We start from the raw sequence: 26,992 nt of genomic DNA on the forward strand, positions 1-26,992 counted from the left end.
CAACTTTATTAAACTACTTCTAGTTCCTGCGCTCGCTATTTTTTATCAATTATTACGTCTGATTCAAATTCATAGTTTTTTGCAATCATTTCTTTACCAATACTTCCATACTTTTGACGATATGCTGATTATGCAGCTAATAATCAAAATTTCATTTCAAAGCCCTGACAAGCAGCTTTCTATTTAAACAAATCTGGATACATTTCTTTAGCTAATATTTCCATTCCATCTATTGTGTTGTAGCCATATCCAAACATATAGTTGTAGTCAACCGCATAAACCTGTTTATTTTTTATTGCTTTCATGCTTGATAACTTAGGATTACTGTAAAGTCCTTCTTTTATCTTGGCACTTGAATCTTCCCAATCAGGAATGATTAATACATCTGGATCGGCCTCAATAAGCATTTCAATACTAACCTCTCCCGTTTGATCTTTAAACACGTTATCTAATTTAACCATTTTAAAGGCATCATTAAAGAATGTTTCCGTACTCGCTGTATACACATATACTTCTTTTGGATCGCTCATATGCAAATAAGCAAATGTTTTTTCTTCTTTTATGTTAGCTAATTTAGAGACGATGGATGCTTGTCTTTCCTTTAATTCTTTAATAAAACTTTCCGCTTTATCCTGTATGTTAAAAATTCCGCCTAAGTTTTCAATATCTTTATAGATAGAGCTATACGTTCCCCCAATAACGGAAGATTCAAGAACATATGTTTTAACTCCCATATCATTAAGGGAATCTACTGTTCCTACTCCCCAGTCTGCATTATCAAATAAACCGCCTCGGCCGTATACTAAATCTGGGTCCGTTCCTAATGCAACTTCTTTTCCAACATATTCATCACTTAATATATTTAATTTAGAATATTCTTTTTCCACCGATTTATCTGGTGTGCCAAAATTTGCACCTACGCCAACAATTTTGTCTCCTAATCCTAAATGCAATAACAGTTCTGCTGCTGGTCTGGTATTTGCCATTATTCGTTCAGGCGCTTTATCAAATATTTGCTCTTTTTCTTCCCAAGTTGTTCCCCCTTCTGCTTTTGTATAATTTTGAATCGTCAATGGATAATGATTTTTAGTCTGTGATTCTTCTGTGGAGCTGTTTTTAGCTGTACCTCCACATGCTGTTAATGTTAACATCGTTGCTAAACCAATCCCTAGCAATAATTTCTTCTTCAAGTTTTTATCCCCCTATTTTATATGCCATATGCAAAACCTAATCCATTTGTAACTGGATTAATGAATGTTTGGCACTTTATTTGATATAGTGCTTCAATTGTTTCAGACGTTAGAACCTGTTCAGGTGTACCATGTGCATACACTGCTCCATTTTTTATGGCATAAAGATAATCACAGTAATGAGCTGCCATTTCTAAATCATGAAGGGCTGCTAGTACACCAATATTCAGCTCTTTTACACATTCTAAAATTTCAATTTGATAACGAATATCCAAATGATTGGTTGGTTCATCTAAAATCATAAATTTTGGCTGCTGTGCAATTGTTCTCGCTAAAATAACCCTTTGCTTTTCCCCGCCAGATAAAGATAAAAAACTTCGATCCTTGTAATCAAGCAAATTCGTTCGCGTCAATGCTTCTTCAACAATCGCAAAATCTTCTTGTTTATCTGACTCCAGCATTTTTTTATGTGGAGTTCTGCCCAGCATAACCATTTGCTGCACAGTCAAATCAAAATTCATTTCATTAAATTGGCCAACTACACCCAATCTCTGTGAAACTTTTTTTTCAGAAGTTTTTAGTATATTCAAATCATCTAAAAAAACAGTGCCTTTATGAGGAACTAAGCTTTTATAAATACTTTTTAAGAGCGTTGATTTTCCACATCCATTTGGTCCAATCAGACCAACAAATTGCTGTTTTTTCACTAGTATTGAAATATTTTTAACAATTTCTTTTTTGCCGATTTTGATCTCCATTTCTTTCGCAATCAATTCCATTTTCTTACCCTCCGAAATTGTAGCCTTTTTTCACAATCATATAAATGAATAGCGGTGAACCAATAACAGATGTAATGATGCCAATAGGCAATTCTACATTATGTATTAGCGTTCTTGACAAAATGTCTGCCCAAATTAAAAATAAGCCTCCTAATAATAGTGTTCCTAACATTAGCCGTTTATGATCTGACCCAAATATACCTCTAGATATATGTGGAATAATAAGGCCGACAAAACCAATCATTCCTGCATATGCAACCATTGTTCCAGTGATAAGAGCAGTAACAATCATATAAAATTTACGGTAAACGCTTAAGTTAATTCCAAGTGTAATGGCAGATTCATCCCCTAATAGCATTGTATTTAACACGCGATGCTGAAAAAGAAACATGCCGCATCCAAGCAAAACTACAACTGCCATAATAGGTATCTTACTCCAACTAGAGGAAGCCAAACTTCCCATAGACCAAAAAGTAACGGTTTTAATCCCTTCCGCATCATTGGCAAAATAGATAATAAGACTAGAAAAAGAACTGCATAATGCACCAATAACAACCCCTGATAAAACAAGCTTTACCGATGTTGCTTTACCGCCTATGCTAGATAATACAAGCACAGCTATGGAAGTAATCATCGCACCAACAAAAGCTCCAAATGCTACTCCAAATTGGGATAACAACGCACCGCTTCCAAATCCAACCAAAATAGCAAATGTTGCTCCTAAAGAAGCTCCTGATGAAATCCCAAGAATATATGGATCCGCGAGGGGATTTTGCACTACTGCCTGCATGACAGTTCCACACAAGGAAAGTCCTATGCCAATAAGAAGAGCAAAAATAACCCGAGGCATCCTAACCTGCAAAATAATATTCAAATAGGATTCGCTTTCAATATTATCTAGCGATCCAAATCTGCCATTTGTTAATGTATGCATCAAGATCTCCATCGATTGCTTAAAAGGAATATTCACTTGACCAATTGATACAGAATAAACAGCAGATAACATAATTAGACCTATTAAAAGAAAAATAATAGCATAATAGATATTTCCTATCCCTATTTTGTTTGTATCCTTTGTATTCAAAAATTCACCTCCCATTCAATTAGGTAATTAGAATTACATAAATGATAATGATTATCATTATTGTTTATAATAAGATATAATTTGACAAAATACAATAAATATTTACAAAAAATATTTTTTTGTCATACTCTCTATTTTCTTCCCTTTGGTTTTTCCAATAAAATAGTGAGTTATTAATGGCATATTCTTTATAAGGGACTATAAGAAGAAATCTTTTGCTGAATGAATGCTATAATATTTTTTCTTTTCGTCTATTTAGCGTCCCAAATACATCCTTTATTGCTTCTATTAGGCTGCTGATCATGCTAAAAAACCGGAACATTCTTCCCAAAATGTCCCGGTTTTTTATTATCCCTTATTTAACTGCAGCTTTATTTTTTATCCCCAAATTTCTTTGGCAACATCCACAATAAATTTTAATTTTGCCCATTGTTGTTCTTCTGTTAATTTATTTCCATGGTGTGTGGAAGCAAATCCACATTGCGGGCTGATGCAAAGCTGTTCAAGAGGAACATATTTAGAGGCTTCTTGCACCCGAGCTTTAATTGCTTCTTTATCTTCTAGTTCGCCCTTTTTAGAAGTGAACACACCTAATATTACTTGTGTTCCATCAGCAGGAACATATTCTAGAGGCTTGAAATCACCAGAACGCTCATCATCATACTCTAAGAAAAAGCCATCCACTTTTTCTTTAGCAAAGAAACTAGGAGCGATTCGGTCATATGGTCCTTCAAAAGCCCAAGCTGATTGATAATTTCCTCGGCAAAGATGAGTAGTAACAATTAAGTCTTCTGGTTTGCCTTCAAGTACTCCATTTACAACACGCAAAGCAAGATCAATTAAATTTTCTCTTTCTAAGTCACTTTTCGCAAATGGAAGTTCTGGAGCACAAAGTCCTGCAATATATACATCATCCAATTGCAAATAGCGGCAGCCTGCCTGATAGAATGCTTGGATGGCATCGCGATAAGCTTGGATAATATCTTTAGCGAACTCTTCAACAGTTGGATAAATTTCTTCGTTGCGGATACCAGCGTTGAAAAATTGATTCGGACTTGGAATGGTCATTTTTGCAACTGCACGATCACCGACGATTTCTTTAAATTCAATAAAATCTTTTAAGTGAGGATGCTCAGAATGAAAGGATACCTTGCCTGTTACACGTACATTATAAGCTTCCGTTTCTACTCCTTTAAATTTATAGCCATGATCAGGAACATAACCTTCCACACCGTTTAAATGCTCCATGAAATCAGTATGCCAAAACCTGCGGCGGAACTCCCCGTCCGTTACCGCTTGAAGCCCAACTTCAATTTGTTTGTCTACTATTCTTTTGATTTCCTCTGTTTCCACGGCACGCAGCTGTTCAGCCGTAATAGTACCTTCTGCAAATTTCTTTCTAGCATCATGAATGGATGGAGGACGAAGCAAGCTTCCTACATGATCTGCCCTAAATGGTGCTTTAATAAGTGTTTTTGTCATTTTAATTCCTTCTTTCATCATGTTTTTATGTCAAAAATCCATAATCAAGGTGTCTAGAGGATAGTTCCTCTCTCCCTCTCTAAGCAAAACTGTTTTAGAATAGATGGAACTAATTTTTCTTTCTCTTCATTTCTTTTGTTTATGTACTCTAAAATAAATGTAACATGAGAAAAGGGGGCTAGGATAATACATAAAATCTATCTCTTGTTATAGCTTTAGGCTAGAACCAGGATTATTTTCTTTGTTAAAATCACTTTCCAATAAGAAATCGATAAAAAACAAAAATTCCCTCAGCCAACGAATCCTGAGGGAATAGATATTTTAGTATATTACAAAACTTCAGAAGCCTACTGTTATTTTTTGCTTTTATTCCTACTTTAAATCTTCTCCATTTGTTTCAATCGCTTTTTTATACCAATGATAGCTGTCTTTCAGCAGGCGCTTTTTGCTTCCTTTGCCATAATCATCTTGATCTACATAGATGAAGCCATAGCGTTTAGACATTTCTGATGAGGAGCAGCTGATAATGTCAATTGGTCCCCATGCATAATAGCCGCGCAAATCGACCCCGTCTTTAATCGCTTCTTTCATTTGTTCAATATGTGCCCGGTAATAATCAATACGATATGGGTCATGGATTTCTCCATCTTCTAATTGATCATAGTAGCCAACGCCATTTTCCGTAATATAAATTGGACACTGGTAACGATCATAGAATAAATTAAGATATGTTCTTAACCCAACTGGATCAATAGACCAGCCCCAAGGATTTGCTTCTAATTCTGGATTCCGGTAATCTTCGTTTCCATTTGCATAGCTTTTAGCATCGCAAATTCGAGTATAATAATAAGAAAATGACATAAAGTCAGCAGTATTTTTCAGCGCTTCTTCATCACCCTCGCCAAATTTAATGTTAATGCCAATATCTTCAAAGTATCTGAATGCATAACCTGGATAGTATCCTCTTAGCAGGACATCTGCAAAAAAATATTCCATTTGATTATGGCGAACAGTGGCCAACACATCTTCTGGTTTTGGAGTTGCTGGATAAGCGGGACCACCGCATAACATCATGCCAATTTGCAGATCTGGATAATTATCATGGGCATATTTTGTTGCATAGCCGCAAGCAACCATTTCATTGTGAACACCTTGATATTTTGCTTCTAAAAGATTATCCACTTTATCTTCCGCAATGCCTAGATGGTTAAATGATTCATGAACAATTAAATTAATTTGATTAATAATAATCCAGTGTTTTACTTTTTGGTGATAACGGTCAAACAGCACTTCACAAAAACGATTAAAAAACTCAATTAATTCGCGAGAGTACCAGCCTTTATAAGCCGTTGTTAAGTATAGAGGCATTTCATAGTGAGAAATAGTAATCATCGGTACCATACCGTTTTTTATGATTTCATCAAATAAATCCTCATAGAACTGCAGACCTTCTTGAGAGGGCTCTAATTCATCTCCATTCGGAAAGATTCGTGACCAGGCAACAGAAGTTCTAAATGTTTTTAGCCCCATTTCTGCTAATAATTTCAAATCTTCTTTATACGTATGATAGAAATCGATGCCCCAGCGTTTAGGAAAAACACGATCTGTACTATTTAAGGCAGCTTCAATATATTCTGTATCTATTTCTCTATTTGATTTTTTTTCAATCGGAATATCAGCGCGGAATTCATTAATGTCCGCTACACTTAATCCTTTTCCGCTGATATCATATGCCCCTTCTATTTGGTTGGCCGCAATAGCCCCGCCCCATAGAAAATCTTTTGGAAAACCTGTTGGCACTTTACTCATATTTATCCTCCATTTCTGCTTTTTCTAATTTTGCTAAACGAGCTTCATAGACTTCAAAGATCTTAATCATTCTTTTGGCAATATTTATTTCACTATATATCGTCATTAATGTATCTTGAGCATGTGCAAAAAGCACCGAATATGTCCCTGCTTCCCCTTGCGTTTCCGCTGAAATGGCATTTGTCTGAATATGATGCGCTTTGACGATTTCACCATTTGCTAATTTTATTTCTTCTTTTGCCTTTTCAAAGCTGCTATTTTCGATTGCTTTTAATGCATTCATACAATGAACACGGGCATCGCCTGCATGAAGAATAATTTGCATCGCATTTTGTGCAGTTTTTTCATCCATCTTTATTAATCTCCTTGAAAAAATAATTATTTTGTTTCTTTTAATTCGTTTTCCATTTCTTGTTTTTCATACACTTTAAAAAATGGATACCAAATAAGCGTTGCGACAATCACACAAACTAGCATTAAGATAATTCCGGTAATTGTTCCGGTTGTAATCCATGTTGCAATTGGAAAAGGCACATACCATAAATCAAAAACAATCTTTGGAATGGGCGCAAAGTGAATTACTTTTGTACCGATCCAAATAATGATTGGCAATACAATTCCAATAATCCACATTGGCAGCATCATAATTGGATTCCAGGCAATCGCTCCAAAAACGACTGGTTCATTAATATTGAAAATGCCTGGAGTAATGCTTGCTCGTCCAAGTGCTTTCAGTTTGGCATTTTTAGAAAAAGCTAACATAATAACTAAAGGCAGTGTACAACCTATCCCGCCAACCCATAGATAAGCGGAAAAAACTGTTTCTGAAGTGACAAGATTAGCAGCTCCAGCAGTAGCATTAGCCGTAATAGCAGCTAAAAAAACTGGTTTTGTTACAGGAGTAAGCACCCATGTTGAAATACCCATTGTATATAAAAAACATGTAATAAACATAATTAAGGGAAAGCCCCATGGTGATTCCATAATAGATGCTAACGGCATAAATATTCGCAAAATAGTATGATATAAATCAAATCCGACAATATCGACTACTAGCCAAGCTGCCACAATAACAGCCGCAATAGGAAGCATGGCATCAAACCAAGCACGGACAAAATCGGGGATGACAGATTCTTCTTTGAAGAAAGAAAACTTTCCAAACAGCCCCATTACCCAGCCAGTAAATACGCCTGCAACAATCGCTACAAACATGCCTCCTGCGCCTAATGATTCATGACTAAAACCAATCGATTTATCTGCAATGACTTGGGGTGAGATAATAATCAAAAAAGTAATAAGACCAGTACAGCCAGCAATAAAACGCTGTTTGCGCAAGCGTTTCTTTTCCATTAAATTAAAAGGAATCAAAAAAGAGATTAAAAGAGACAGCATGCCCATCGTCCATCCAAACAATGTCCAGAAATTAGGATAGTTTTTAATATGAAATACCTCTCCAGGAATGGTCAATAAACAGAATACAGAACCTAAAAGGATAAACGGAAGCAGTTGCATAATAGAATCCTTTAGCGTTACTACCCAAACATTATGATTAATTTTGTTCATTTTAGGTGAGAAGTCATTTTCCAGCCAACTAATCAGTTTCTCCATATATGACAAACCTCGATTCGTAAATTATTTGAATTCCTTTAATAAATCCTCTATGGCTGCCTCTCCATCAAGAGTAGAATAGTAGGACGGCTTCATTAATAAAACCTTCACATCAGCATCCCCGATATACTCCTCAATTTCATCTAAAATATACGCCAAGTGAGGTCCAACCATTAAAGCATCAATTTCATCAATATAATTTTCGATTTCAGCTTCCCCTCTAGCTTTAATGCTAATATCTAAATTGCGCTTTGCCGCTGCTTTCCGAATATTTGACGCCATAAAACCAGAACTTGCCCCAGATCCGCATACTAATAATACGTTTAATTTTTTCATAGAAGATTCTCCTTTGTGTTTTTTGATAGCGCCATCATTTTTTCTATCTAAAATATAATATTAATATTGGAAAAGTTCCAATATTCATTTACACTAGTGTGGTGCAAACGAATATTTTTGGAGTGCAAGTACATAGCAGACCCAATTATTTCAATGAAATGAGGCGCGGTTAATGAATAGTAAATACAGGAATATTCTTCGTTATCTAAGTGCTCAAAATGACTGGACTTCCTCAGCCAAACTTGCCAATACATTAGGCATTTCCAAAAGAAGTGTCAAAACATATATTGCTGATATTAATTCAATGGAATTGGGCTTGATTTCTTCTTCTAATAAGGGATATCAAGTCGACTTGAAAAAATTAAACTCTTTTTTCGCATCCATGAATAATGCCATTCCTCAATCACAAAAAGAACGAGCCGAATATCTTCTAAAATGCCTGGTTAATGCAGATAGTCCCCTTAATATTTTCGATTTAAGCGAGGAATTATTTATCAGTGAAGTCACACTAAAAGGAGATTTGAGGAAAGTCAAAAAAAATTTAGCTGATTATAATTTGGAACTAAAAATTTACGGCGACACGATACAAATTGTTGGCCAAGAAAAAAGCAAACGAAAATTAATGAGCTCCATCCTCTATAGTGAAACAAATGATAATTTTCTAGATATAGAGAAATTAAAGGCAGCTTTTGAAGGATATGATATCGATTATATTCGTGATGTGATTGCGGAAATTTTTTCTACTTATCACTATTTTACAAATGATTATTCCCTTACCAATGTTATCCTTCATATCGCCATTGCCATTGATCGAATGAAAAATGGTTTTATTTATACGCAACAAGCAGATAGAGAAGCCAATTTAGAAAAGGAATACAAAATTGCCAATGAAATTGCCAAAAGACTTGAAGTTCACTTTGGTGTAAAATACTCGGAAGGAGAAATGCTCGACCTTGCTTTCCTTATTTCCAGCAGCGGAACAAGCATCAACTTTATGCATCTGCAGCTATCTGATTTGCAAGATGTCGCAGGACTGAGGTGCTTAAATCTAGTAAAGCGAATTCTTGAAGATCTAGAGAACAATTATTATATTGTCATTGAAGATGCGGACGTTCTAGTGCGCCTGACACTCCATATCAAAAATTTGCTTATGCGTTTGGAAAATAACTTTTCCAGCAAAAATCCGCTGACTGCTGCCATAAAACAAAACTGTCCGTCCATCTATGATTGTGCTGTCCATGTTTCCTATACCATTAAAGAAGAAACAGGATACACAATTAACGATGATGAAATAGCCTATATTGCCTTTCATTTAGGCTATGCTCTAGAAATGCAAAAACAAGCCAATTCCAAAATTACCTGCTCTATCCTTTTTCCTTTTTATTATAATTTCAACGTGCACCTTATGGAAAAGTTAACCCAATATTTCGGTGAAGATCTTCTCATTCAGCATGTTGTGACAAATGAAAGTGATTTAGACGCTCTAAACAGCGATTTAATCATTTCAGCAGTCCAACTTAATCTAGTGCCAAAAGTGCCGTTTGTTTTGATTAACCCTTTATTCTCAAATGCCGATAAAAACAAAGTGGCAAATAAGATTAAAGAAATTAAAGAAACAAAGCAAAAAGAATTATTTAAAAAAAATCTTGAGGCAATGATGGATGAACAACTTTTTAACATAGATCATTCAGTTAGGACAAAAGAGGAAACGCTTAAAATGATGTGCAAAATGATGAACAAAAAAGAATTTGTCGATACTAGTTTCCTTGCAAATGTAATAGAAAGAGAAGCCATGTCCTCCACCGCATTTGGCCGAATCGCCATCCCACATGCCATCAAAATGAATGCCAAAAAGACCGGGATGTTTGTCTTCATAAATGACAAAGGCATAAAGTGGAATGATTTAACAGTAAATCTAGTCTTGCTTATATCTGTCAGCAAAGATGATCGAAGACTATTCCATGACGTCTTTGATTCACTAGCAGCTATTCTGACCGAAGAAGGAAATGTTTCGCAAATTTTGACTGCAGGTGATTATCAGGAGTTTGTGGATTTGATTGTGGGATGTTTTTGATGGAAGGAAATATATTTTCTCATAATGTAATAGACTTCTAAGTTAATAGCAGTTTAGAAATTGGTTAAGGTGCTATTGGATACTAGTTAATCTATCACATGTAAATTTTAGAGGTTGCCATAGCGTGAAAAAGGTGCCTATTAATATTATATTTGTGCTCTTAGCATGAGTAAAAGGAGCCCTTCTCTCAATACTTTAACTTACTGAGGATAGGCTCCTACCATTACCCACATAGACTTTATCTAGATAAATCTTCTTCTCGAAAAAGCAATAATTCCTATCTTTTGTTCTCTTGATAGTTCTAACCTTACATTCTTAATTCTATTTTCGACTTATAGGACAATTCACAATCAAATACAGTTATATAAAAAATAATTCGGTTATTTATTTAATACTCTCTTCATATTCGAAACAATATCTGAAACAGTAAAGTTAAGCTGTTTTGCTAAATCATCTCCAGGCCCAGATGCTCCAAATTGATCAATACTCATTACTGCCCCTTCTAAACCAACATAATGTTCCCATCCATATTTCGAACCCATTTCAACAGATAGGCGTTTTGTAAGTTCTTTCGGTAAGATTTTTTCTTTATATGCATCCTCCTGCTTTTCAAATAATTCCCAACTCGGCATACTTACTACGTTAATCTCTATTCCTTCTGCATGCAAGATATTTTGAGCCTGCAAGGCAAGCTCAACTTCTGCCCCAGTTGCAATAATAATTCCTTCTGCAGTACCATTGGAAGGGGAAATAACGTAAGCACCTTTTTCAACACCTTCTATTGATGCATTTTCTAAAACCGGAACATCATGACGGCCTAATGAAAGTACAACAGGTGTCTTTTTAGATTCAATGGCTATCTTCCAGGCAGCCGCGGTTTCATTCGCATCTGCAGGTCTTATCACGATTAAGTTTGGCATGGCACGCAAGGATATTAAATGTTCTATCGGCTGATGCGTAGGTCCATCTGGTCCAAGTAAAATGCTGTCATGTGTAAAAATGTAGATCATTGGAATTTCCATTAATGCAGAATGGCGAATGGCAGAACGCATGTAGTCAGCAAAAACCAAAAATGTACCGCAGTACCCTTTCACTCCACCATGAAGGACTAATCCTGTCTCAATGGATGCCATCGCAAATTCTCGAACTCCGTAATATATATTCGGACCTCCATAGTCTCCTTTCTGCATAAAACTTTCTCCATTAATCGTTGTTTTATTCGATGATGCAAGGTCAGCAGAGCCTCCAACTAATATTGGATAATCCTTATAAATTCTGTTTAACATTTCACCTGAGGCATTACGTGTTGCTATTTTACCAGGCTTAAACCTCTTTATTGTATCGTCTGAAAGGGTAAATCCATCAGAAATTGTTTTATCTAATTCTTCAGCAAGCTCAGGATAAGTTTCCTTATAAGCCTTTAGCAGTTGATTCCACTTTTCCTCTTCCTGAATTCCGTTTTTCTCTATTTCAAAAAAAGAATCTCTTACTTCTGTGGGAACAAAAAAAGGTTCTTTATACTTCCATCCATATGACTGCTTAATCAGTTTGGATTCTTCCTCCCCTACAGGATTACTATGAATTTTAGCTGTTCCTTGAAGATTAGGAGAACCATAGCCAATCACATTTTTCACTTCGATAAGCGTCGGTTTATCTGAACAAGCTTGTGCTTCGTCAATGGCCTTTGAAATCTTCTGAAGATCATTTCCATCATTCACATAAAGAACCTGCCATCCCATCGCTTCAAATTTCCCTTTAACATCCTCCTTGTTGGAAAGATCAACTGCACCATCTGATGTAGTATCATTAGAATCATACAGTACAATTAAACGCCCGAGCCCTAATTGACCTGCAAGAGAAGCAGCCTCCTGTGCAACACCTTCCATTAGATCCCCGTCACCACAAATCGTGTAAGTATAGTGATCAATAACAGGGAAGTTTTTTTTATTAAATTTTGCGGATAAATGGGCTTCAGCTAGAGCCATTCCAACAGTAAGAGAAAACCCCTGACCAAGAGGACCTGTAGTAGCTTCAACACCTGGTGTGATATGAACTTCCGGATGCCCTGGAGTACGAGTATTCAGTTTTCTAAATCCCTTTAAATCTTCGAGTGTTAAGTCGTAACCTGATAAATGCAGCAGTGAATATAGCAAGATAGACCCGTGACCAGATGTTAGAACAAACCGATCCCGATTAAACCACTTTGGATTTTTGGGATTATGCTTCATTTTATTTCTCCAAAGTTCGTAAGCCATTGGAGCAGATCCTAACGGCATACCTAAATGACCGTGATTAGCATTTTCTACACTATCTAAACATAACGTTCTTATTGCATTTACTGACAACTCATCTGTATTCATCTTTAAATTAGAAGTTCCCATTTCATATAACCTCCATCTTTTTATACCCATTTATTAATTTAGAAAATAAATTGTAGTAATTTTCCGATATAATAGATTAATATTCCAACAATATTAAAATCCGTTTCAGGAAAAGCTGTTCCTTTCAAACCGATATTTTCCATAATCGGATAGATGGTAGCTGGCCCAACTGCAATCAATACTCCCACAACAAAAGAACCAACTACAGCACCTTTCCAACCACCCGTGGCATTCCCAAATACTCCTGCTGTCGCTCCTATAAAAAAGTATGGAACAGCTACTGGAATAATAACAGCCATGTTGAAGGCACCAAATACGAACATACAAAGCAAACCACCTGCATATGCACTTAAGAAACCAATAACAGTAGCAGTAGGAGCAAATGGGAAAACAATCGGACAATCTAGTGCAGGCTTTGCATTGGGAATTAATTTCTCAGAAATCCCTACGAATGCGTTTACAATTTCACCTAAAAGCAAACGAACTCCGGTAATAATTACAAATAATGATGCCGCAAAACTTAGTCCTTGAAATAGAGGATAAACCAACCAATTGACCCCACTAGACAACGCTTCTACTTCCGTTTTGCCTGCCGCAAATGCAGCAACATAAAAGAATACAATAATAGTTATACTTACTCCTACTACATAATCTTTAAAAATAGATAGCCATCCTGGAAGATTCAAGTTTTCTGTACTGTCTTCAGGTTTACCAACTTTAGATCCAATCCAACCAGATAACGCATAGCCGACTGTTACATAATGGCCAAGTGCAAGTTCATCATCTCCAGTTACTTTTCGCATGTAAGGTTGGCAAATTGCTGGAAATACAGCAGCACATATCCCAAGAATAATACCGCCAAGAATAACAATTACCATATTGCTTAATCCTAAAGCCTTCATCATAACAGTTAATAAGGCGGCCAAATAAAGATTATGCTGTCCTGTTAAGAAGATATATTTAAGTGGAGTAAATCTGGCTACAACCAAATTCATTACAAAACCTAAGACCATTACTAATGAAACAGTTGTTCCAAATTTTTGTTGGGCCAATGCGGTTACTGCTTCTGCTAATGGCAGTACACCATCTAGCCCAAAACCAGCAGCAAATAAATCTTGAAAACTAGTTAGTGCTACAACTGCCGCTCCAGAACCAACACCAAATACTAGGAAGCCAACAATAGTCTTTAAAGTACCGGAAATGATATTTTCCGTTGTTTGTCTTTGTAAAACTAAACCAATAAACGCCATAAGACCAACTAATATCGCAGCAGAACTTAATAAATCAAACACAATCACTTTGACGAAATCCATGTATTTTTGCTCCTTCCATGAAATAAATTTGCTTTAATCAGTCTATTTAAATGTTCGACAAGCATATGTTTGAAAGTTTCCTAGATTAAATTTAATTAGAGTCTGCTAAAAATTTTTCTAGTTTTTCTTTGATTTCCTTTTTATCCATTAGATTTTGAATCCCAATAATGTACTTAACTTTATTTTTTAAATCTGGAACCAAATCTGCCATAGTAATAAGAAGGTCACCTTTAAATTGTCCAACGGCATCTATCGTGTTATGTTCTGCTTTAATAGGAAATTTATTTTCTCTAATAACTTGATCCACTTTAATTTTTAGCATCATACTTGAACCCATACCTGTACGACAGGCAATTAATGCTGTTTTCATTTTAATTCCCCCCGTTTTTCATACTCTAAAATAAATTCATACACTTCTTTTGAATTTTTTGCTTCATCCAGCTTTTTATAGAATTTTTCATACTCTAATAATTCCACTAATTCTGCCATGGCCACTAAATGTGTTTCATTATCTATCGCACTTAAGCAAAAAACATATTTAACAGGATCATTGCCGCTATTTCCAAAATTTATTGGATTCTTTAATTTTGTCATGCTGATTCCAATCTCTCTGGAACCAGATTCTGGCCTTGCATGGGGCAATGCAACATGTTGAGCAATAACTATATATGGGCCCGACTCACTTGCTGTATCAATCATTGCCTGTATATATTCTAAGGAAACCTTTCCTTCCTTAACTAAGGGCTGCCCTGACTTTCGAATGGCGTCTTGCCAATCTGTTGCTTCGACATCCAATTGAATTAAATATTCATTCGTAATATCACTTAACACGGGTTCAATCACTTCCTGTAAGTCTATTTTATTAGTAGTAAACAGCTCAACGAGACTATTCTCTAAACTGGCTCTATCTGTAACGTCTGCATATGATTCTATAATACTCATGATCCGATGAATGGAAGGTTGATTGAATACTGGGTTTCCTAATTGAGCGTATACATTTCGTACAACATTATACTTCTCTAAGCTGGTCATAATAGGATTTACAATTACGAGTGGCGTTTTTTTAATAATGAGTCTTGTTGATGGTACAGTTGAAAACAATATATCAATTTTTGTTTGAACTGTTTCTAACTGTTCAATTTCTATAGGAGGCAAAAATTCTATCTCTGGAAATATATTTCGAAGTTCTTTATATAAAATAGCTGAAGTCCCTACTCCATTAGGGCACACAATGAGTGCAACCTTTTTTTCCGTATATTCTTCATTAGTACTGCTGATTATTGATGCAAAATGAATAGTTAAATAGGCAATTTCTTCACTAGGAATTTCATTTTCAAAAGCAGAAGCAAAAGGTTTCAACGTTTCCTTAACTAGTTTATAAAGCTCCTTATATTCTTTTTTTATCTTATGCATCATCGGATTTACTATTGGTAATTTAAATAGCATGCGGTAGTATGCTGGTCTAAAATGCATATAAAGCTGCGCAATTACTTGTTGGGGCTCCATAAATCGAATACCCGCAAGATTTTCAAAACGATCGATAATTCCTTTCACTAAGTCTAATAAAGTCGTCCTATCACTTGTTAAATGATTTAAGTTGCCTACAGACAACCCTAATATATATGCACTTAAATATACCTTTTCTTCAGGAAAACCAATGTTAAAGTCCCTTAATAAATCCTCTGCAAAATTATATTCTATTGTTTTCTTAAAAATAGACTTATTTTGCTCCTTTATTAAAACCTGATTTGAATTTTTAATTCTTGTATGAATGTAGATAAAACTATAAACAAATTCATGCATCTTATTCTCCACAAATTTGATGGACCATTTTTCTAAATTATCCTTCACAATAAGCTGAAGTTTTTTCCCTTCTATTAGATGGTTTTTTGCATTGTACCAGTCTAGAAGCTTCGAACCATTAGAATTCGATAATAACTCCATAACAAAATGCATCATGCAGAAACGAAGCATTTGTTCATCACCATAAAGAGAATAACCCTTTTGACGGTTATAAATGATGCGAATATTAGATTTTATAAGGATTTGCTCTAAATTCTTAATATCTTTTAACACTGTACTTTTACTGATGTTAAGAAAATAAATAAAATGATTCAAAGAAAGATATTCTTGGTTACTAAAAAGTTGGAGATAAATAAATACCATTCTCTCTTTATCCCCAAATGAATAGGCAGAACTTGCTTTCTCACCTCCTTTTTCTAATATTTGCTCAATAATATACAGCTTTGTTTCAGCTGGTACCGCGATTCCCTTTCTCCTTAATTTTTCAATCTTAGGATATTGACGTTCTGATAGCCATTCATTAATTTTTACTAAATCGTAATCAATTTGACGTCTTGTTAATTCCGTTCTGTTTTGAATTTCTTCCATTGTAATCAAGTCAGATTTTATTAGTAATTCTAATAACGTAAGGCTCCTTTGCTCCAGCACTTCTAATTACCTCCTACACAAATCATAAAATGAAAACGGATACAAAACAATGATGGTTGAGGTTATAAAATGTAAATACTATTTACACTGAAAAAATTTTTCAATCCATGATTGTTTTTATCTAGAGTCAACCTCTGACCTTTTCTTCAGATAAATTCAGTACTACGGTATGTATGCACCCCTTTCTCTTTAACTGATTCATTAACAAATATATGAAAGAAATCTATCAATATGTTTTGATAGAACCTATTTTCTTTTGCCATAAAATCTATAATCTTTTTGAATTAGGCTGCTTAAGCTGCTCTCTAGCGTTCACTAATAACCAATGATAAAATGCCAGAAACATACAGTTCATGACTCTCCCTGAGTCTCTTCAACTATCCCTACTTTTTTTAATGATTTTCACTCGCAGCTATTCTGACCGAAGAAGGAAATGTTTCGCAAATTATGACTACGGGTGATTATCAGGAGTTTGTGGATTTGCTTGAAATAAAAATATCCTAGGCTTATATTGAAAATAAAGTATATGATGCATACAATCTAGACAAGTGAGGATAAAGGAGCTACAGCCATGTATGAATTAACGCATCGTCAGGCCCAAAATATTGTGGATAAAATGATGAAGGATATTCCTTATAATATTAATATTATGGATAAAGCAGGCATTATTATCGGAAGTGGAAATAAAAAAAGGATTGGTACGCTCCACCCTGGTGCGGTAGCTGCCATAAAACAAAAGAAAATAGTAGAAATCAAAAAGGATGAAAATTTCGTAAAGAAGGGCATTAATTTACCAATCGAATTGAACGGCTTCATTGTCGGAGTGATAGGAATCAGTGGAGAGGTTAAGGAAACCAGTCCCTTCGGAAAACTTGTTAAATCAGCTGTTATTTTGTTAATCGAACAAAGCGTTGCATTAGAAAAAGAGAATTTAGAAAAAAACTTAAAACAGAAGTTTTTTAACTTAATTACAGAATCGGGTACTGCATACACAAAAGAACTAATGGACCAGGCATTAACTTATGGCATTCAGTTAAATAAACCTTGCCAAATTGTATACGCGGAATTTTCTACTGAAATTGCTGAGGGTACCATTAAAAATTTCCCTTTCTTTAAAACATCTAATCATTCGCTTTGCATGGTAATTCAAGAGCCAAACAAGGTTGAAACTCTGCAAAAGCAAATTAGAAATAATTTTCCAGATACCTTCATTTCCATCAGCAAAATAAATGATAAAATTTCTGACGGATTTTCACAGACCAAATCAGCCATGCGTGTACTAAAAGGTGTTTTTTTTAATAAAAAAGTCATTTCCTATGCAGAATGTGAATTTATTGCCGGTCTATCTGAACTGCAAAGGAATGATGCAAAAGTAGAACATCTAGCCCATTTGCTTGAAAAAAATGATGAATTAATAAAAACCCTCCAAGTTTATCTCAACTGTAACCTGAATATTAACGAAACGGCCAGCCAGCTTATTATCCATAGGAATACACTGAACTACAGACTAAACAGGATTTATAAAATGACAGGAAAAAATCCCAAAAATATATTAGAACTCGTGGAATTGATCTTTATGTTGATTAATCGGATAAAGTGAGACTTCAATCAGTGGGTGTTTTCTACGTCCTCGCTGATTGTTAGGTAAACCAATTAGGCTTTTACGGGCAAGTTTCTGCCTAGCTATATTTCTCCTGATCTTTCAGGTCAGGATCTTACTGCCCGCTAAATATGGATAAAAATAAAGAGGCATTCCCTTTGTTTTGGGACTGCCTCTCTAATGATTATTTTAATAATCTAGCAATGCTTTCAGATGTGCGGGCAACATTTACTTTGCCTTGTGCAAGCAAGGCATCAATACCTGCTGCTCCTGGTACGATTCCAAAAATGGCATCAAAACCTTCCTCGTATAATGTTTCAACATCTTGACCGATATACCCTGCCAGTGCAATAACTTTAATGGCACTGTTAACACTTTTGGCCGCCTGAGAAACTCCATAAGGGGCTTTGCCAAACTTTGTCTGAAAGTCGATGCCGCCTTCTCCTGTAAAGCAGTAATCTACATTTTGCATTTTTTCTTTTAAATTTGTATATTCAATAACAATTTCTATTCCCTTTTTCATGGTGGATGTGGTGAAAGCGATTAGTCCTGCACCAAGTCCCCCTGCAGCACCTGCACCAGGTACATCCGCCATATCGATTCCAAGCTGCTCTTTCACAATCTTACTGTAGTGCCGCAAATTATTATCCAAAATTTGCACCATTTCAGGAGTGGCACCCTTTTGCGGGCCGAAAACAGCTGATGCTCCTTCTTCTCCGCACAATGGGTTGGTTACATCTGACGCTACCAAAATGTTTATATGTTTCAATTGCGGAATAACATCAGAAGTATCGATTTTATCAAGTTCACCTAAATATCCGCCGCCAAGTGGCAGTTCATTCCCATCTTCATCCAAAAATTTATAACCCAGTGCTGCTGCCATTCCAGTGCCGCCATCATTCGTAGCGCTTCCGCCAATACCCAGAATGATGTCTGTAATGCCTCGTTCCATACAATCCCTGATTAATTCTCCTGTTCCAAAGGTAGTTGTAATGAAAGGGTTTTTCGTTTCTTTCGTAACATAATGAATTCCGCTGGCCGCTGCCATTTCAATAACGCCAGTCTTGCCATCTCCCAGAATTCCATACTGGGCCATAACCGGTGTGCCCAGCGGTCCTGTCACTTCTTTTTTTATTAATATGCCTTCTGTTGCATCTATCAACGACTGGACAGTCCCTTCACCGCCATCTGCCATTGGTACATGAATGCATTCAGCATCCGGAATAGCTCTTTTTATGCCAATCTCCATTGCTTCGCATACTTCTTTTGCTGTCATGCTTTCTTTAAATGAATCAGGAGCCAATAAAAATTTTTTCCCCATTATTTACACCTCATTTTTCACTTTTGTAAAAGCCTTTCTATTAAATACGCTTTCATTTTATTACGATACTAAGCCTTTCACAATTGATAATCTAACAAATAATATTGTGCATATGCACTAAACCATACATTTTCTATCTCCTTTTAGAATGGCACAAACTAATTGGATAAAAATCAAAAAAAACAGGCCTCACTTGAGACCTAACATTCCATTTACTACATATTCTTTATAATTATTTTTTATAAACTCTTCTTCTTCTTCTTCGCTCAATATTCCATAAGCTTTGCCAATTGTTCCACCTTGCAATTTCCAAAAATAGTTATGATCTTCATCTACAGCTTCAAAATTGTTATTTTTCCATTTATCTACTATATCTAATAGTTCTGCTTTATTCTCAAAATCACTTTTTGCAATAATGCTATACACTTGATTTATGGTATCTTCTAAAATAGGAACTGCTCCCCACTTCTCTTTTGCTTTTACTTTTTGATGGGTCATTTGATGCATAACCTGCACAACTTCATCTTCTGTTGACTGATCATTTAGTTTTGTATCGTATGTTACACCATCTATTTTACCAGTTTGTTCTTCTCCGTCTTTTTTGCTCTCTGTACCTGAAGCTTCTTCTTGTTCACCAGTCTCTTTGGCCAATGCTGAGCTCACCACAGAATTCCCGCTGTTTTCCGGAGCATATTTAGGAAGTATAGAAGCTCCCCAAGCTATCAAAGCAGCCAATAATATAGTTGATGAAGTAATAATCAATCCCTTTTTCATAATAATTCCCCCCCCAGTAAACTATGTACGCTTTCATGATAGATTATAGATTATATATACTTATCTCATCTATGTTTCTTCTATTCTAACAAACCTTTTATTGGGAATGAAACCATAAGAACGCAGAAAGTCATGGAAAAAGGTAAATAAATATCTATAAAAGTGCCAGTTCCCCATTTCACATTCATTTGTTTGAACATATTACGTGAATAATGGGATAATCTACAGTACTATCTTCCATACATAGAAAAAGTTTTATCGAAATAGACACTTGGTTATTCTGCTTCAAAACTATCTCATGCAAAAGCAGCCGTTTAACTTCTATAAAGCCGTGATGTAAATATCCGTCCGAGTTTCCTCTTTCCGCATGTACTGACTTAGAAAACACTTTATTAAAAATAATGCATTATGGAGAAGCAAGTGCCAATTACACGAAAAGGACATTTGTACTTTTGGAGTGCCTGGCACCTAAATTTCGAAAGCATTAAAAATAGGAAAGTAGGGAAGGATAAATATCACCACTGGGTAAAGGAAGGAGATACCTAGACAATGGAGAAAGCAAAGATTAGTGTCATTCAACTATTTGCTATGATGTTTTTATTTGAACTTGGTACCATGCTTGTTATAAACTTTGGCATTAATGCCAAAAAGGATTCCTGGCTTGCGATTCTTTTAGGAATGTGTTTAGGAATAGCATTATTCTTCATTTATTACGCTTTATTTCTCCAATATCCCAACTTGCCACTGACTGGATATGTCAGGAAAATTTTTGGTAGATATATTGGATGGATAATAGGTCTAATATACGTCCTATTTTTTTTATATGAATCTGCCCGGGGTTTACGTGACTTTGGGGAGTTGCTACTTTCGTCAACAATGACCGAAACACCGTTATTGGCAATCAACATCTTAATGATTCTTACTATTTCTTATGTAATTTACCTAGGAATTGAAGTATTGGGAAGAACGGCAGAAGTATTGATTGTCATTTTAATCTTTTTTGGATTCACAGGAAATTCTTTCGTCTATTTATCAGGTAATATCCATCTTCATAATTTGCAGCCGTTTCTTGAGAATGGTTGGAAACCTATCTTAACGACTGTATTACCGTTAACCACCTTTAACCCTTTTGGGGAAGCGATCGTCTTTACCATGTTGCTTCCTTATTTAAATCGGGCCAAATCAGTGAAAAGAGTTTGGCTGTCGGCCATTCTTTCAAGTGGACTTATCTTAAGTTATACAGCAGGTTTAAATATTACGACTCTTGGTGTTGAGCAAGTAGAGAGATCTACTTTTCCTTTGTTATCAACAATTGGAAAAGTAAACCTCTTTAATTTTATCCAACGCCTTGATGCTATTGTTGTCTTTACCTTCTTAATTACCATGTTTTTTAAAATATCTATTTGGTTTTATTGTGCCGTAATCGGAATAACTGATTTATTCAAAATAAAAAATCATCAACAAATCGTCTTACCACTCAGTATTATTGTCCTCTTTTTATCCGAGGTAATTGCCTCGAGCTTTTTGGAACATATAGAAGAAGGTCTAAAGTTTGTGCAATATCCTATTCACCTGCCTTTAATGGTGATCATTCCATTGGTCATGCTATTTATTGCTCTGATTCGTAATCGTTTTAAGAAGAAAGTTAAATTAAAATCAAATTCAACATAATAACAATTAGGTTATATTCCAAAGCCATCGGGCGCTTTAATTGAACAAGCAACGAAAAGGATTTTCGATGGAAGATCCTTTTTTATTGCCAATAAGAATGTTTATTTTAGAAGCAAGTGTTAGGTACGCCAAAAGACATGTATACTTTTAGAGTGCCTGACACCTAAATTGGGATTAGGCAACCCTAATTTAGGGAAATAACCATTCTACATACAAATATCCTTTGGTCTCCAAAAATCCGTATATCCATTATCCATGGAATAATGATACAAATCCGTCAACTTTTTTTCGCTGTACACTTGCATATCCTGCCGCGTAATGAATTTCTTTTCTGCTAAAAACTGTTCATTTCGGTCAACTAATGATACTAAATATTGATTTTCTGCCAACTTATCATTTTTAGCAAGATTACAAGTTTTACAGGAGATGACCAAGTTCCATATTTGATCTGCTTGGACAAAACTCCATGGAATAAAGTGATCAACATGTACAGAAGTTTTTCTCTTAAGTTCTTTCCCACAATAGAAGCAGCAACCATTATAAAAAGAAGATAAAAGCATATAAAATTGATCCAATGATGTTCGTTTCGAGACATTTTCTACTTTCATCAGCAGATTTGTTGTGTCCCCTTTTTTATTAAATTTTTCTAAAAATAATGCAAGCTGGTAATTTGTCAAATAGCTTAGTATTCTCTGAAACCGCTGCATAAATGAATAGAAAGCCGGATTAAATCTTATCACTTCTTTTGCATTATCAAAATCATAAATGGTCTGATCTGTATCTCCATATAAAGCGCCCATCACGTTAATCTTACACTTTCGTTTTACCTTTGTGATAACTTCTACTTGAGTCTCGGCAGAAAGCTTATCAAATATAAGCGTTTCTGGAATCTGATATTTCGTCTGAATATCCATCAGAATCCTTTCCACTTCTGCCCTTTTGCCTGTCATATTGATTTGATTAAGATGATGATGAATAACCAAATTCCAATATATTTTCGCAAAGCTGCTAAACAAACTAGAATAAGAAATCTCAAGACGATTATTTACATTATATAAATTCTCCAATATAGATTTTATAAGTACAAATTTGTAAGTAGTTGAATTTCGAGACTTGCTCGAAAAAATATAATTAAAATGACCCCATATTTCCTTATCTGTTAGATATTCTGTTTTCATTTCCCCGACTTGCAGCTTAAAGCTCATGTTTGTTCACCTATTTTTCCTTTAGTAGCTGATACAAAAATTAATCTTCCACTTCTATTAAAAAGATCTTTTCTCTAAATCTACCACGTTTCTCTGCTTTTTTCTGTCTAAACTCTATTATGTATTCCTCATTTGTTATATATGTGCAATATGTGCTGACGATTTACTTTATTAGTCTATCCCTCTTAGCAATAAAATGACTATTTGCTTCCGTACTCGACATGCGTAGACTATAGAAACACCTTATCAACAATAATACATTGTAAAAACCACCATAAAAATTAACTAAACACTCCACCACCATTTCAACAAAAATGCTATCATATTACTAAATCAACCATCAATAGGAGGCTCCATTCAATTGAAAAAAGTAATAAACGTCGTTGCAGCAATTATAGAAAACAAACAAAACGAAATACTATGCGCACTTCGCTCCCCACAAATGTCTCTCCCAAATAGGTGGGAATTCCCTGGTGGCAAAGTCGAGAAGGGTGAAGATATATTTTCTGCTCTAAAACGAGAAATACTGGAAGAACTAGACTGCCAAATAAAAGCTACCGAATTGTTTCATGAAAATACCCATGAATATGATCGATTTATTATTACTTTAATATGTATCAAGGCAAACATTATCGAAGGTACTCCGACTGCTAGTGAACACTCTAAACTTGTATGGTTAAAGAGAGAAAATTTAGATTCTCTAAAATGGGCACCTGCTGATATTCCGGCAGTTACCACATTAATAAACGAATAAAAGATACCTCTCTATAGCACACTCTTATTAGCCCGTGGCACCAAATAAGCTGGCATTTCTTCTCTTAACTCCCATACAAAACTAACTGGCTTACTCCCAGAGTTCTTTACATAATCTACCGTTCCTAAAAAAACAAATGGAGAAGTATAGCTATTCTCCTTTTTATATTCACGAACAAAAAGTGCGATCTGATGGTCATTTTTCCTGTGTGTGATGTATCTTTTCGCTGTTTCACTCGTTTCTGCTACTTTGCTTTGTGTTTGCCAATGAAATAATTTTTCGTTGATGGCATAGTCTTCGTAAAGAGTGGATGGTGAGAAATCTTTTTCTGATTTATTTAATGTTGTGAAAAAGATATCCATCTTTTTTTCTTTTAGATGTTTTACTCCTTCTCGGAATGCTGGACTACTTTTTTCATTGTAATAGCCCATTGCGGCCAAAACTTGAGTTGTTGTATATTTGCTGTGCACTCCTAAAGGACAAGGAAAGGGTAGATCGTTTTCAATTTCAATTGTTTCTAAAGAGTTGTATAGGTAATGTAAGATTTCTAATAATTCAATTCTATATTCAGCTATTTGTATGATTTGTTGGATTCCTTCCTCTATTGAAGAGAATCCTTGTTTTTCCGGATGGCCTTTATAGAAGGTATAATAAAACATTGCTAGCATCAATTCCTCTTCTGCACCATCAATAGTTCCTTCCTTTATATAATGGAGTAGAAACTTTAATAATTTCGGTGAATTCAAATGAAAAAAATGCGGTAATCTACTTTTAATAAATTTTTCATTTTCGATTTCTACCGCCTCTATTAATCCTGCGGCTACTTTCATTTGATAAAAACTTCGATCACCATTTTTTCCATATAGATCATATAAAGTGAAATGATGATGCTGTAGGAAATTACTTAATGTAAGTTCTAAACCAGTATCTTCGGTGAAAAATTTGATCTTGTTTACCAAATTTACTTTTGTTAAGGCACTGCTTTTTATATTTCGTAATATATATTCTTTTGCTTGCTTTTCTAATTGGATAAAACTTCCTTTTGGAAGGTTGAAAAATCCATTTTCCACATAATGCCGAACGGAATGTTTTGTTTTCCCGATAAGCGCTCGAAATTTTTCTTCAAAATTATAATTTTGATGTGCTTGACCAACAAAATCTAAAACGGTTAAGCAGTCTTTTCCTGCAGCCAAACGCAAGCCTCTCCCTAACTGCTGCAGGAAAACAGTTAAGGATTCGGTTGGTCGAAGAAAAAGAATAGTATTTACTTCTGGAATATCAATTCCTTCATTATATAAATCCACCACAAAAATAAATTTGATTTCTCCACTAACTAATCTTGCTTGTGCTTCTTTTCTAATTTGGTTATCTACATTTCCATATAAAGCTAAAGAAGCAATGCCTGCATTATGAAAGAATTCTGCCATATATTTTGCATGTGCTATTGAAACACAAAATCCTAATCCTTTAACATCCCCTATATCAGTCACATATTTATGAACACTATTTATTATTTGATTGCTTCTTTTATCATTCGATGTGTAGATACTCTCTAATTCTTTTATCTCATAGCCTCTTCTACTCCACTTTAATTTCGATAGATCCACATCATCACTTACACAGAAATATTGAAATGGACTTAGTAATTTTTGATTAATCGCCTCTGTTAATCGCATTTCAGCAGCAATTGCATTATCAAAATAGGTTAGAATATTCTTTCCATCCATTCTTTCTGGTGTTGCTGTTAATCCTAGTAATATTTTCGGTTGATAATGTGCTAATAGTTTTTGATAAGAGTCTGCAGCTGCATGGTGAAACTCATCCACAATAATAAAATCATAAAAATCACTTGTTGTGTGTTCATGTATTTTTTTACTATTAAAGCTTTGAATACTTATAAATAAATGATCTAATGAATGGGCCTGATGATTCCCTACTAAAAGATTTCCAAAGTTTGTATCCTTTAACACATAACGAAATGTATCACGACTTTGCTTTAATATTTCTTCTCGATGTGCAACAAATAAAAGTCGAGCGGGTTTATTTTTTTCATAGTATCTTTTGTAATCAAATGCGGAAATAACGGTTTTTCCAACACCAGTTGCTGCCACTAATAGGTTTTTATAACGACCATATGTTTCTCGCTCTACTTGGAGTTTTTCTAAGATTTCCTTTTGATAGAAATATGGTTGAATATCAAATACAAACTGAAAATCATTTGTTTGATCTTTCTTTTTTAACAAAGCTAGCTTTAATCGTTCTTGATCTTCTTTCTTTTCTGGATTGAATGGCTGGAATTCTCGATCATTCCAATAGCTTTCAAATGTTGCTTCAAACTTTTTTACAATATCAAATGAATCCTTTTCTGTTACTTTTATATTCCACTCTAAACCAGATGTTAATGCTGGATTAGATAGATTAGAAGAACCAATATATGCGGTACTAAACCCTGTATCTCGTTTAAAAAGATAAGCTTTTGCATGCAATCTTGTTCGTTCAATATCATAGGAAATCTTAATTTTTGTATTTGTTAGTTTACTTAATTCTTCTACCGCTTTATAATCCGTTGCTTCCATATAAGAGGTTGTGATTACTTGTAGTTGCCCGCCATTATCAGTAAACTGCCGTAACTCTTCGATAATGCAACGTAACCCACTCCATTTTATAAAAGAAACAAGCATATGTATGGTATTAGAAGAAAGGATTTCCCGTTTTAATTCTTCTAGCATGCTAGGTTCATAGTTAGAACCAGTAAATAACGAACTTTCTGAAATAGGTGTTATAGGCCGAATAATCTCTTGTTTTTTGATGCTTTTTATACTATTAATCTTTGAATAAAGATGTGTAAGTACCTCTCCTTCTTCTGCAATTTTTAAAGAATCAAATTCCTCCCCTTCTAATTTTTCACTTAATATATGAATCATGTCATTACATGTTTGAATTTGACGCAACACTGCTTCTCGATCATCCTTTACTTGTTCCCGCACATACATTAACGCTCTTCTAGTCACAAGGGAAATATAGGATGCTAGTATTTTACGTGTCTCTTCTACATCCATTGGTTCTTTGCCAATATCATTTGTTTCTATATCAATTATGCCTAACTCTTTTTTAAGCTTTTCAGTGATAATTTCTTCATAAATTCCTTTTTTAAGCACTC

Annotated in this window: 20 protein-coding genes; 4 read left to right on the plus strand and 16 right to left on the minus strand. The window is 34.9% G+C overall.

Annotated features, from left to right (window positions below):
• Positions 1-179 precede the first annotated feature (179 nt).
• The 8 genes from CWS01_RS05685 to CWS01_RS05720 form a co-directional block, all read right to left on the minus strand.
• Positions 180-1,190, minus strand: a complete 1,011-nt coding sequence (locus CWS01_RS05685; protein WP_101176212.1) for an ABC transporter substrate-binding protein — start codon at positions 1,188-1,190, stop codon at positions 180-182.
• 17 nt (positions 1,191-1,207) lie between these two features.
• Positions 1,208-1,969, minus strand: a complete 762-nt coding sequence (locus tag CWS01_RS05690; RefSeq protein WP_101176213.1) for an ABC transporter ATP-binding protein — start codon at positions 1,967-1,969, stop codon at positions 1,208-1,210.
• Between the two features lie 4 nt (positions 1,970-1,973).
• Entirely contained in the window at positions 1,974-3,068 is a 1,095-nt protein-coding gene (locus CWS01_RS05695; RefSeq protein WP_193603752.1) for a FecCD family ABC transporter permease, read from the minus strand.
• 363 nt (positions 3,069-3,431) lie between these two features.
• Positions 3,432-4,535, minus strand: a complete 1,104-nt coding sequence (locus CWS01_RS05700) for a 5-methyltetrahydropteroyltriglutamate--homocysteine S-methyltransferase (protein WP_101176217.1) — start codon at positions 4,533-4,535, stop codon at positions 3,432-3,434.
• Positions 4,536-4,907: 372 nt separating this feature from the next.
• Positions 4,908-6,344, minus strand: coding sequence for a glycoside hydrolase family 1 protein (locus CWS01_RS05705; protein WP_101176219.1), 1,437 nt, complete (start codon positions 6,342-6,344; stop codon positions 4,908-4,910).
• Positions 6,337-6,696: a PTS lactose/cellobiose transporter subunit IIA gene (locus tag CWS01_RS05710; protein WP_101176221.1), complete on the minus strand. Its 360-nt coding sequence runs from the start codon at positions 6,694-6,696 to the stop codon at positions 6,337-6,339. Before CWS01_RS05710 ends, CWS01_RS05705 begins: the two co-directional genes overlap by 8 nt.
• Before the next feature lie 26 nt (positions 6,697-6,722).
• Entirely contained in the window at positions 6,723-7,952 is a 1,230-nt protein-coding gene (locus CWS01_RS05715; RefSeq protein ID WP_101176223.1) for a PTS sugar transporter subunit IIC, read from the minus strand.
• 24 nt (positions 7,953-7,976) lie between these two features.
• The gene (locus CWS01_RS05720; RefSeq protein ID WP_101176224.1) at positions 7,977-8,288 is read right to left on the minus strand and encodes a PTS sugar transporter subunit IIB; all 312 of its coding nucleotides are present in this window, start codon (positions 8,286-8,288) and stop codon (positions 7,977-7,979) included.
• Between the two features lie 172 nt (positions 8,289-8,460).
• On the opposite strand from CWS01_RS05720, the gene CWS01_RS05725 reads away from it, so the two are divergent.
• Complete coding sequence (locus CWS01_RS05725; protein WP_101176225.1) at positions 8,461-10,362, plus strand: BglG family transcription antiterminator; 1,902 nt, start codon at positions 8,461-8,463, stop codon at positions 10,360-10,362.
• A 380-nt stretch (positions 10,363-10,742) separates the two neighbouring features.
• Here CWS01_RS05725 and tkt read toward each other — a convergent pair whose 3' ends face one another.
• From tkt to CWS01_RS05745, 4 genes are all read right to left on the minus strand, one after another.
• Entirely contained in the window at positions 10,743-12,743 is a 2,001-nt protein-coding gene (gene tkt, locus CWS01_RS05730; protein WP_205161140.1) for a transketolase, read from the minus strand.
• Between the two features lie 38 nt (positions 12,744-12,781).
• Positions 12,782-14,056 carry a PTS ascorbate transporter subunit IIC gene (locus CWS01_RS05735; protein WP_101176226.1) on the minus strand — a complete coding sequence of 425 codons (1,275 nt, stop codon included), beginning with the start codon at positions 14,054-14,056 and terminating at the stop codon, positions 12,782-12,784.
• A 91-nt stretch (positions 14,057-14,147) separates the two neighbouring features.
• Positions 14,148-14,426: a PTS sugar transporter subunit IIB gene (locus tag CWS01_RS05740; RefSeq protein ID WP_101176227.1), complete on the minus strand. Its 279-nt coding sequence runs from the start codon at positions 14,424-14,426 to the stop codon at positions 14,148-14,150.
• On the minus strand, positions 14,423-16,507 hold the full coding sequence (locus CWS01_RS05745) for a BglG family transcription antiterminator (RefSeq protein ID WP_101176228.1): 2,085 nt from the start codon (positions 16,505-16,507) through the stop codon (positions 14,423-14,425). Before CWS01_RS05745 ends, CWS01_RS05740 begins: the two co-directional genes overlap by 4 nt.
• A gap of 571 nt (positions 16,508-17,078) precedes the next feature.
• On the opposite strand from CWS01_RS05745, the gene CWS01_RS05750 reads away from it, so the two are divergent.
• Complete coding sequence (locus CWS01_RS05750) at positions 17,079-18,107, plus strand: CdaR family transcriptional regulator (RefSeq protein ID WP_101176229.1); 1,029 nt, start codon at positions 17,079-17,081, stop codon at positions 18,105-18,107.
• Positions 18,108-18,291: 184 nt separating this feature from the next.
• Here the strand turns inward: CWS01_RS05750 and CWS01_RS05755 are convergent, their stop codons facing one another.
• Positions 18,292-19,428 (minus strand): glycerate kinase family protein, encoded by a 1,137-nt coding sequence (locus CWS01_RS05755; RefSeq protein WP_101176230.1) that lies wholly within the window; start codon positions 19,426-19,428, stop codon positions 18,292-18,294.
• Between the two features lie 189 nt (positions 19,429-19,617).
• On the minus strand, positions 19,618-20,202 hold the full coding sequence (locus CWS01_RS05760; protein ID WP_101176231.1) for a DUF6241 domain-containing protein: 585 nt from the start codon (positions 20,200-20,202) through the stop codon (positions 19,618-19,620).
• Positions 20,203-20,751: 549 nt separating this feature from the next.
• On the opposite strand from CWS01_RS05760, the gene CWS01_RS05765 reads away from it, so the two are divergent.
• Positions 20,752-21,873: a GerAB/ArcD/ProY family transporter gene (locus CWS01_RS05765; RefSeq protein ID WP_101176232.1), complete on the plus strand. Its 1,122-nt coding sequence runs from the start codon at positions 20,752-20,754 to the stop codon at positions 21,871-21,873.
• A gap of 206 nt (positions 21,874-22,079) precedes the next feature.
• Here the strand turns inward: CWS01_RS05765 and CWS01_RS05770 are convergent, their stop codons facing one another.
• Positions 22,080-23,078 carry an HNH endonuclease gene (locus CWS01_RS05770; protein ID WP_101176233.1) on the minus strand — a complete coding sequence of 333 codons (999 nt, stop codon included), beginning with the start codon at positions 23,076-23,078 and terminating at the stop codon, positions 22,080-22,082.
• A gap of 361 nt (positions 23,079-23,439) precedes the next feature.
• Here CWS01_RS05770 and CWS01_RS05780 point away from each other — a divergent pair, with 361 nt between their 5' ends.
• Positions 23,440-23,832 carry a (deoxy)nucleoside triphosphate pyrophosphohydrolase gene (locus CWS01_RS05780; protein ID WP_101176234.1) on the plus strand — a complete coding sequence of 131 codons (393 nt, stop codon included), beginning with the start codon at positions 23,440-23,442 and terminating at the stop codon, positions 23,830-23,832.
• Between the two features lie 11 nt (positions 23,833-23,843).
• On the opposite strand, the gene CWS01_RS05785 is transcribed toward CWS01_RS05780, so the two are convergent.
• On the minus strand, positions 23,844-26,990 hold the full coding sequence (locus CWS01_RS05785) for a DEAD/DEAH box helicase (RefSeq protein WP_101176235.1): 3,147 nt from the start codon (positions 26,988-26,990) through the stop codon (positions 23,844-23,846).
• Between the last annotated feature and the right edge of the window lie 2 nt (positions 26,991-26,992).

It is taken from the genome of Niallia nealsonii (assembly GCF_002835805.1).
Lineage (GTDB): Bacteria > Bacillota > Bacilli > Bacillales > Cytobacillaceae > Niallia > Niallia nealsonii.

Coding starts and splice junctions, on each gene's coding strand:
- CWS01_RS05690 (WP_101176213.1), bottom strand. CDS start 1,969: ATGGAATTGATTGCGAAAGAAATGGAGATCAAAATCGGCAAAAAAGAA.
- CWS01_RS05695 (WP_193603752.1), bottom strand. CDS start 3,068: ATGGGAGGTGAATTTTTGAATACAAAGGATACAAACAAAATAGGGATA.
- CWS01_RS05700 (WP_101176217.1), bottom strand. CDS start 4,535: ATGACAAAAACACTTATTAAAGCACCATTTAGGGCAGATCATGTAGGA.
- CWS01_RS05705 (WP_101176219.1), bottom strand. CDS start 6,344: ATGAGTAAAGTGCCAACAGGTTTTCCAAAAGATTTTCTATGGGGCGGG.
- CWS01_RS05710 (WP_101176221.1), bottom strand. CDS start 6,696: ATGGATGAAAAAACTGCACAAAATGCGATGCAAATTATTCTTCATGCA.
- CWS01_RS05715 (WP_101176223.1), bottom strand. CDS start 7,952: ATGGAGAAACTGATTAGTTGGCTGGAAAATGACTTCTCACCTAAAATG.
- CWS01_RS05720 (WP_101176224.1), bottom strand. CDS start 8,288: ATGAAAAAATTAAACGTATTATTAGTATGCGGATCTGGGGCAAGTTCT.
- CWS01_RS05725 (WP_101176225.1), top strand. CDS start 8,461: ATGAATAGTAAATACAGGAATATTCTTCGTTATCTAAGTGCTCAAAAT.
- tkt (WP_205161140.1), bottom strand. CDS start 12,743: ATGGGAACTTCTAATTTAAAGATGAATACAGATGAGTTGTCAGTAAAT.
- CWS01_RS05735 (WP_101176226.1), bottom strand. CDS start 14,056: ATGGATTTCGTCAAAGTGATTGTGTTTGATTTATTAAGTTCTGCTGCG.
- CWS01_RS05740 (WP_101176227.1), bottom strand. CDS start 14,426: ATGAAAACAGCATTAATTGCCTGTCGTACAGGTATGGGTTCAAGTATG.
- CWS01_RS05750 (WP_101176229.1), top strand. CDS start 17,079: ATGTATGAATTAACGCATCGTCAGGCCCAAAATATTGTGGATAAAATG.
- CWS01_RS05755 (WP_101176230.1), bottom strand. CDS start 19,428: ATGGGGAAAAAATTTTTATTGGCTCCTGATTCATTTAAAGAAAGCATG.
- CWS01_RS05760 (WP_101176231.1), bottom strand. CDS start 20,202: ATGAAAAAGGGATTGATTATTACTTCATCAACTATATTATTGGCTGCT.
- CWS01_RS05765 (WP_101176232.1), top strand. CDS start 20,752: ATGGAGAAAGCAAAGATTAGTGTCATTCAACTATTTGCTATGATGTTT.
- CWS01_RS05770 (WP_101176233.1), bottom strand. CDS start 23,078: ATGAGCTTTAAGCTGCAAGTCGGGGAAATGAAAACAGAATATCTAACA.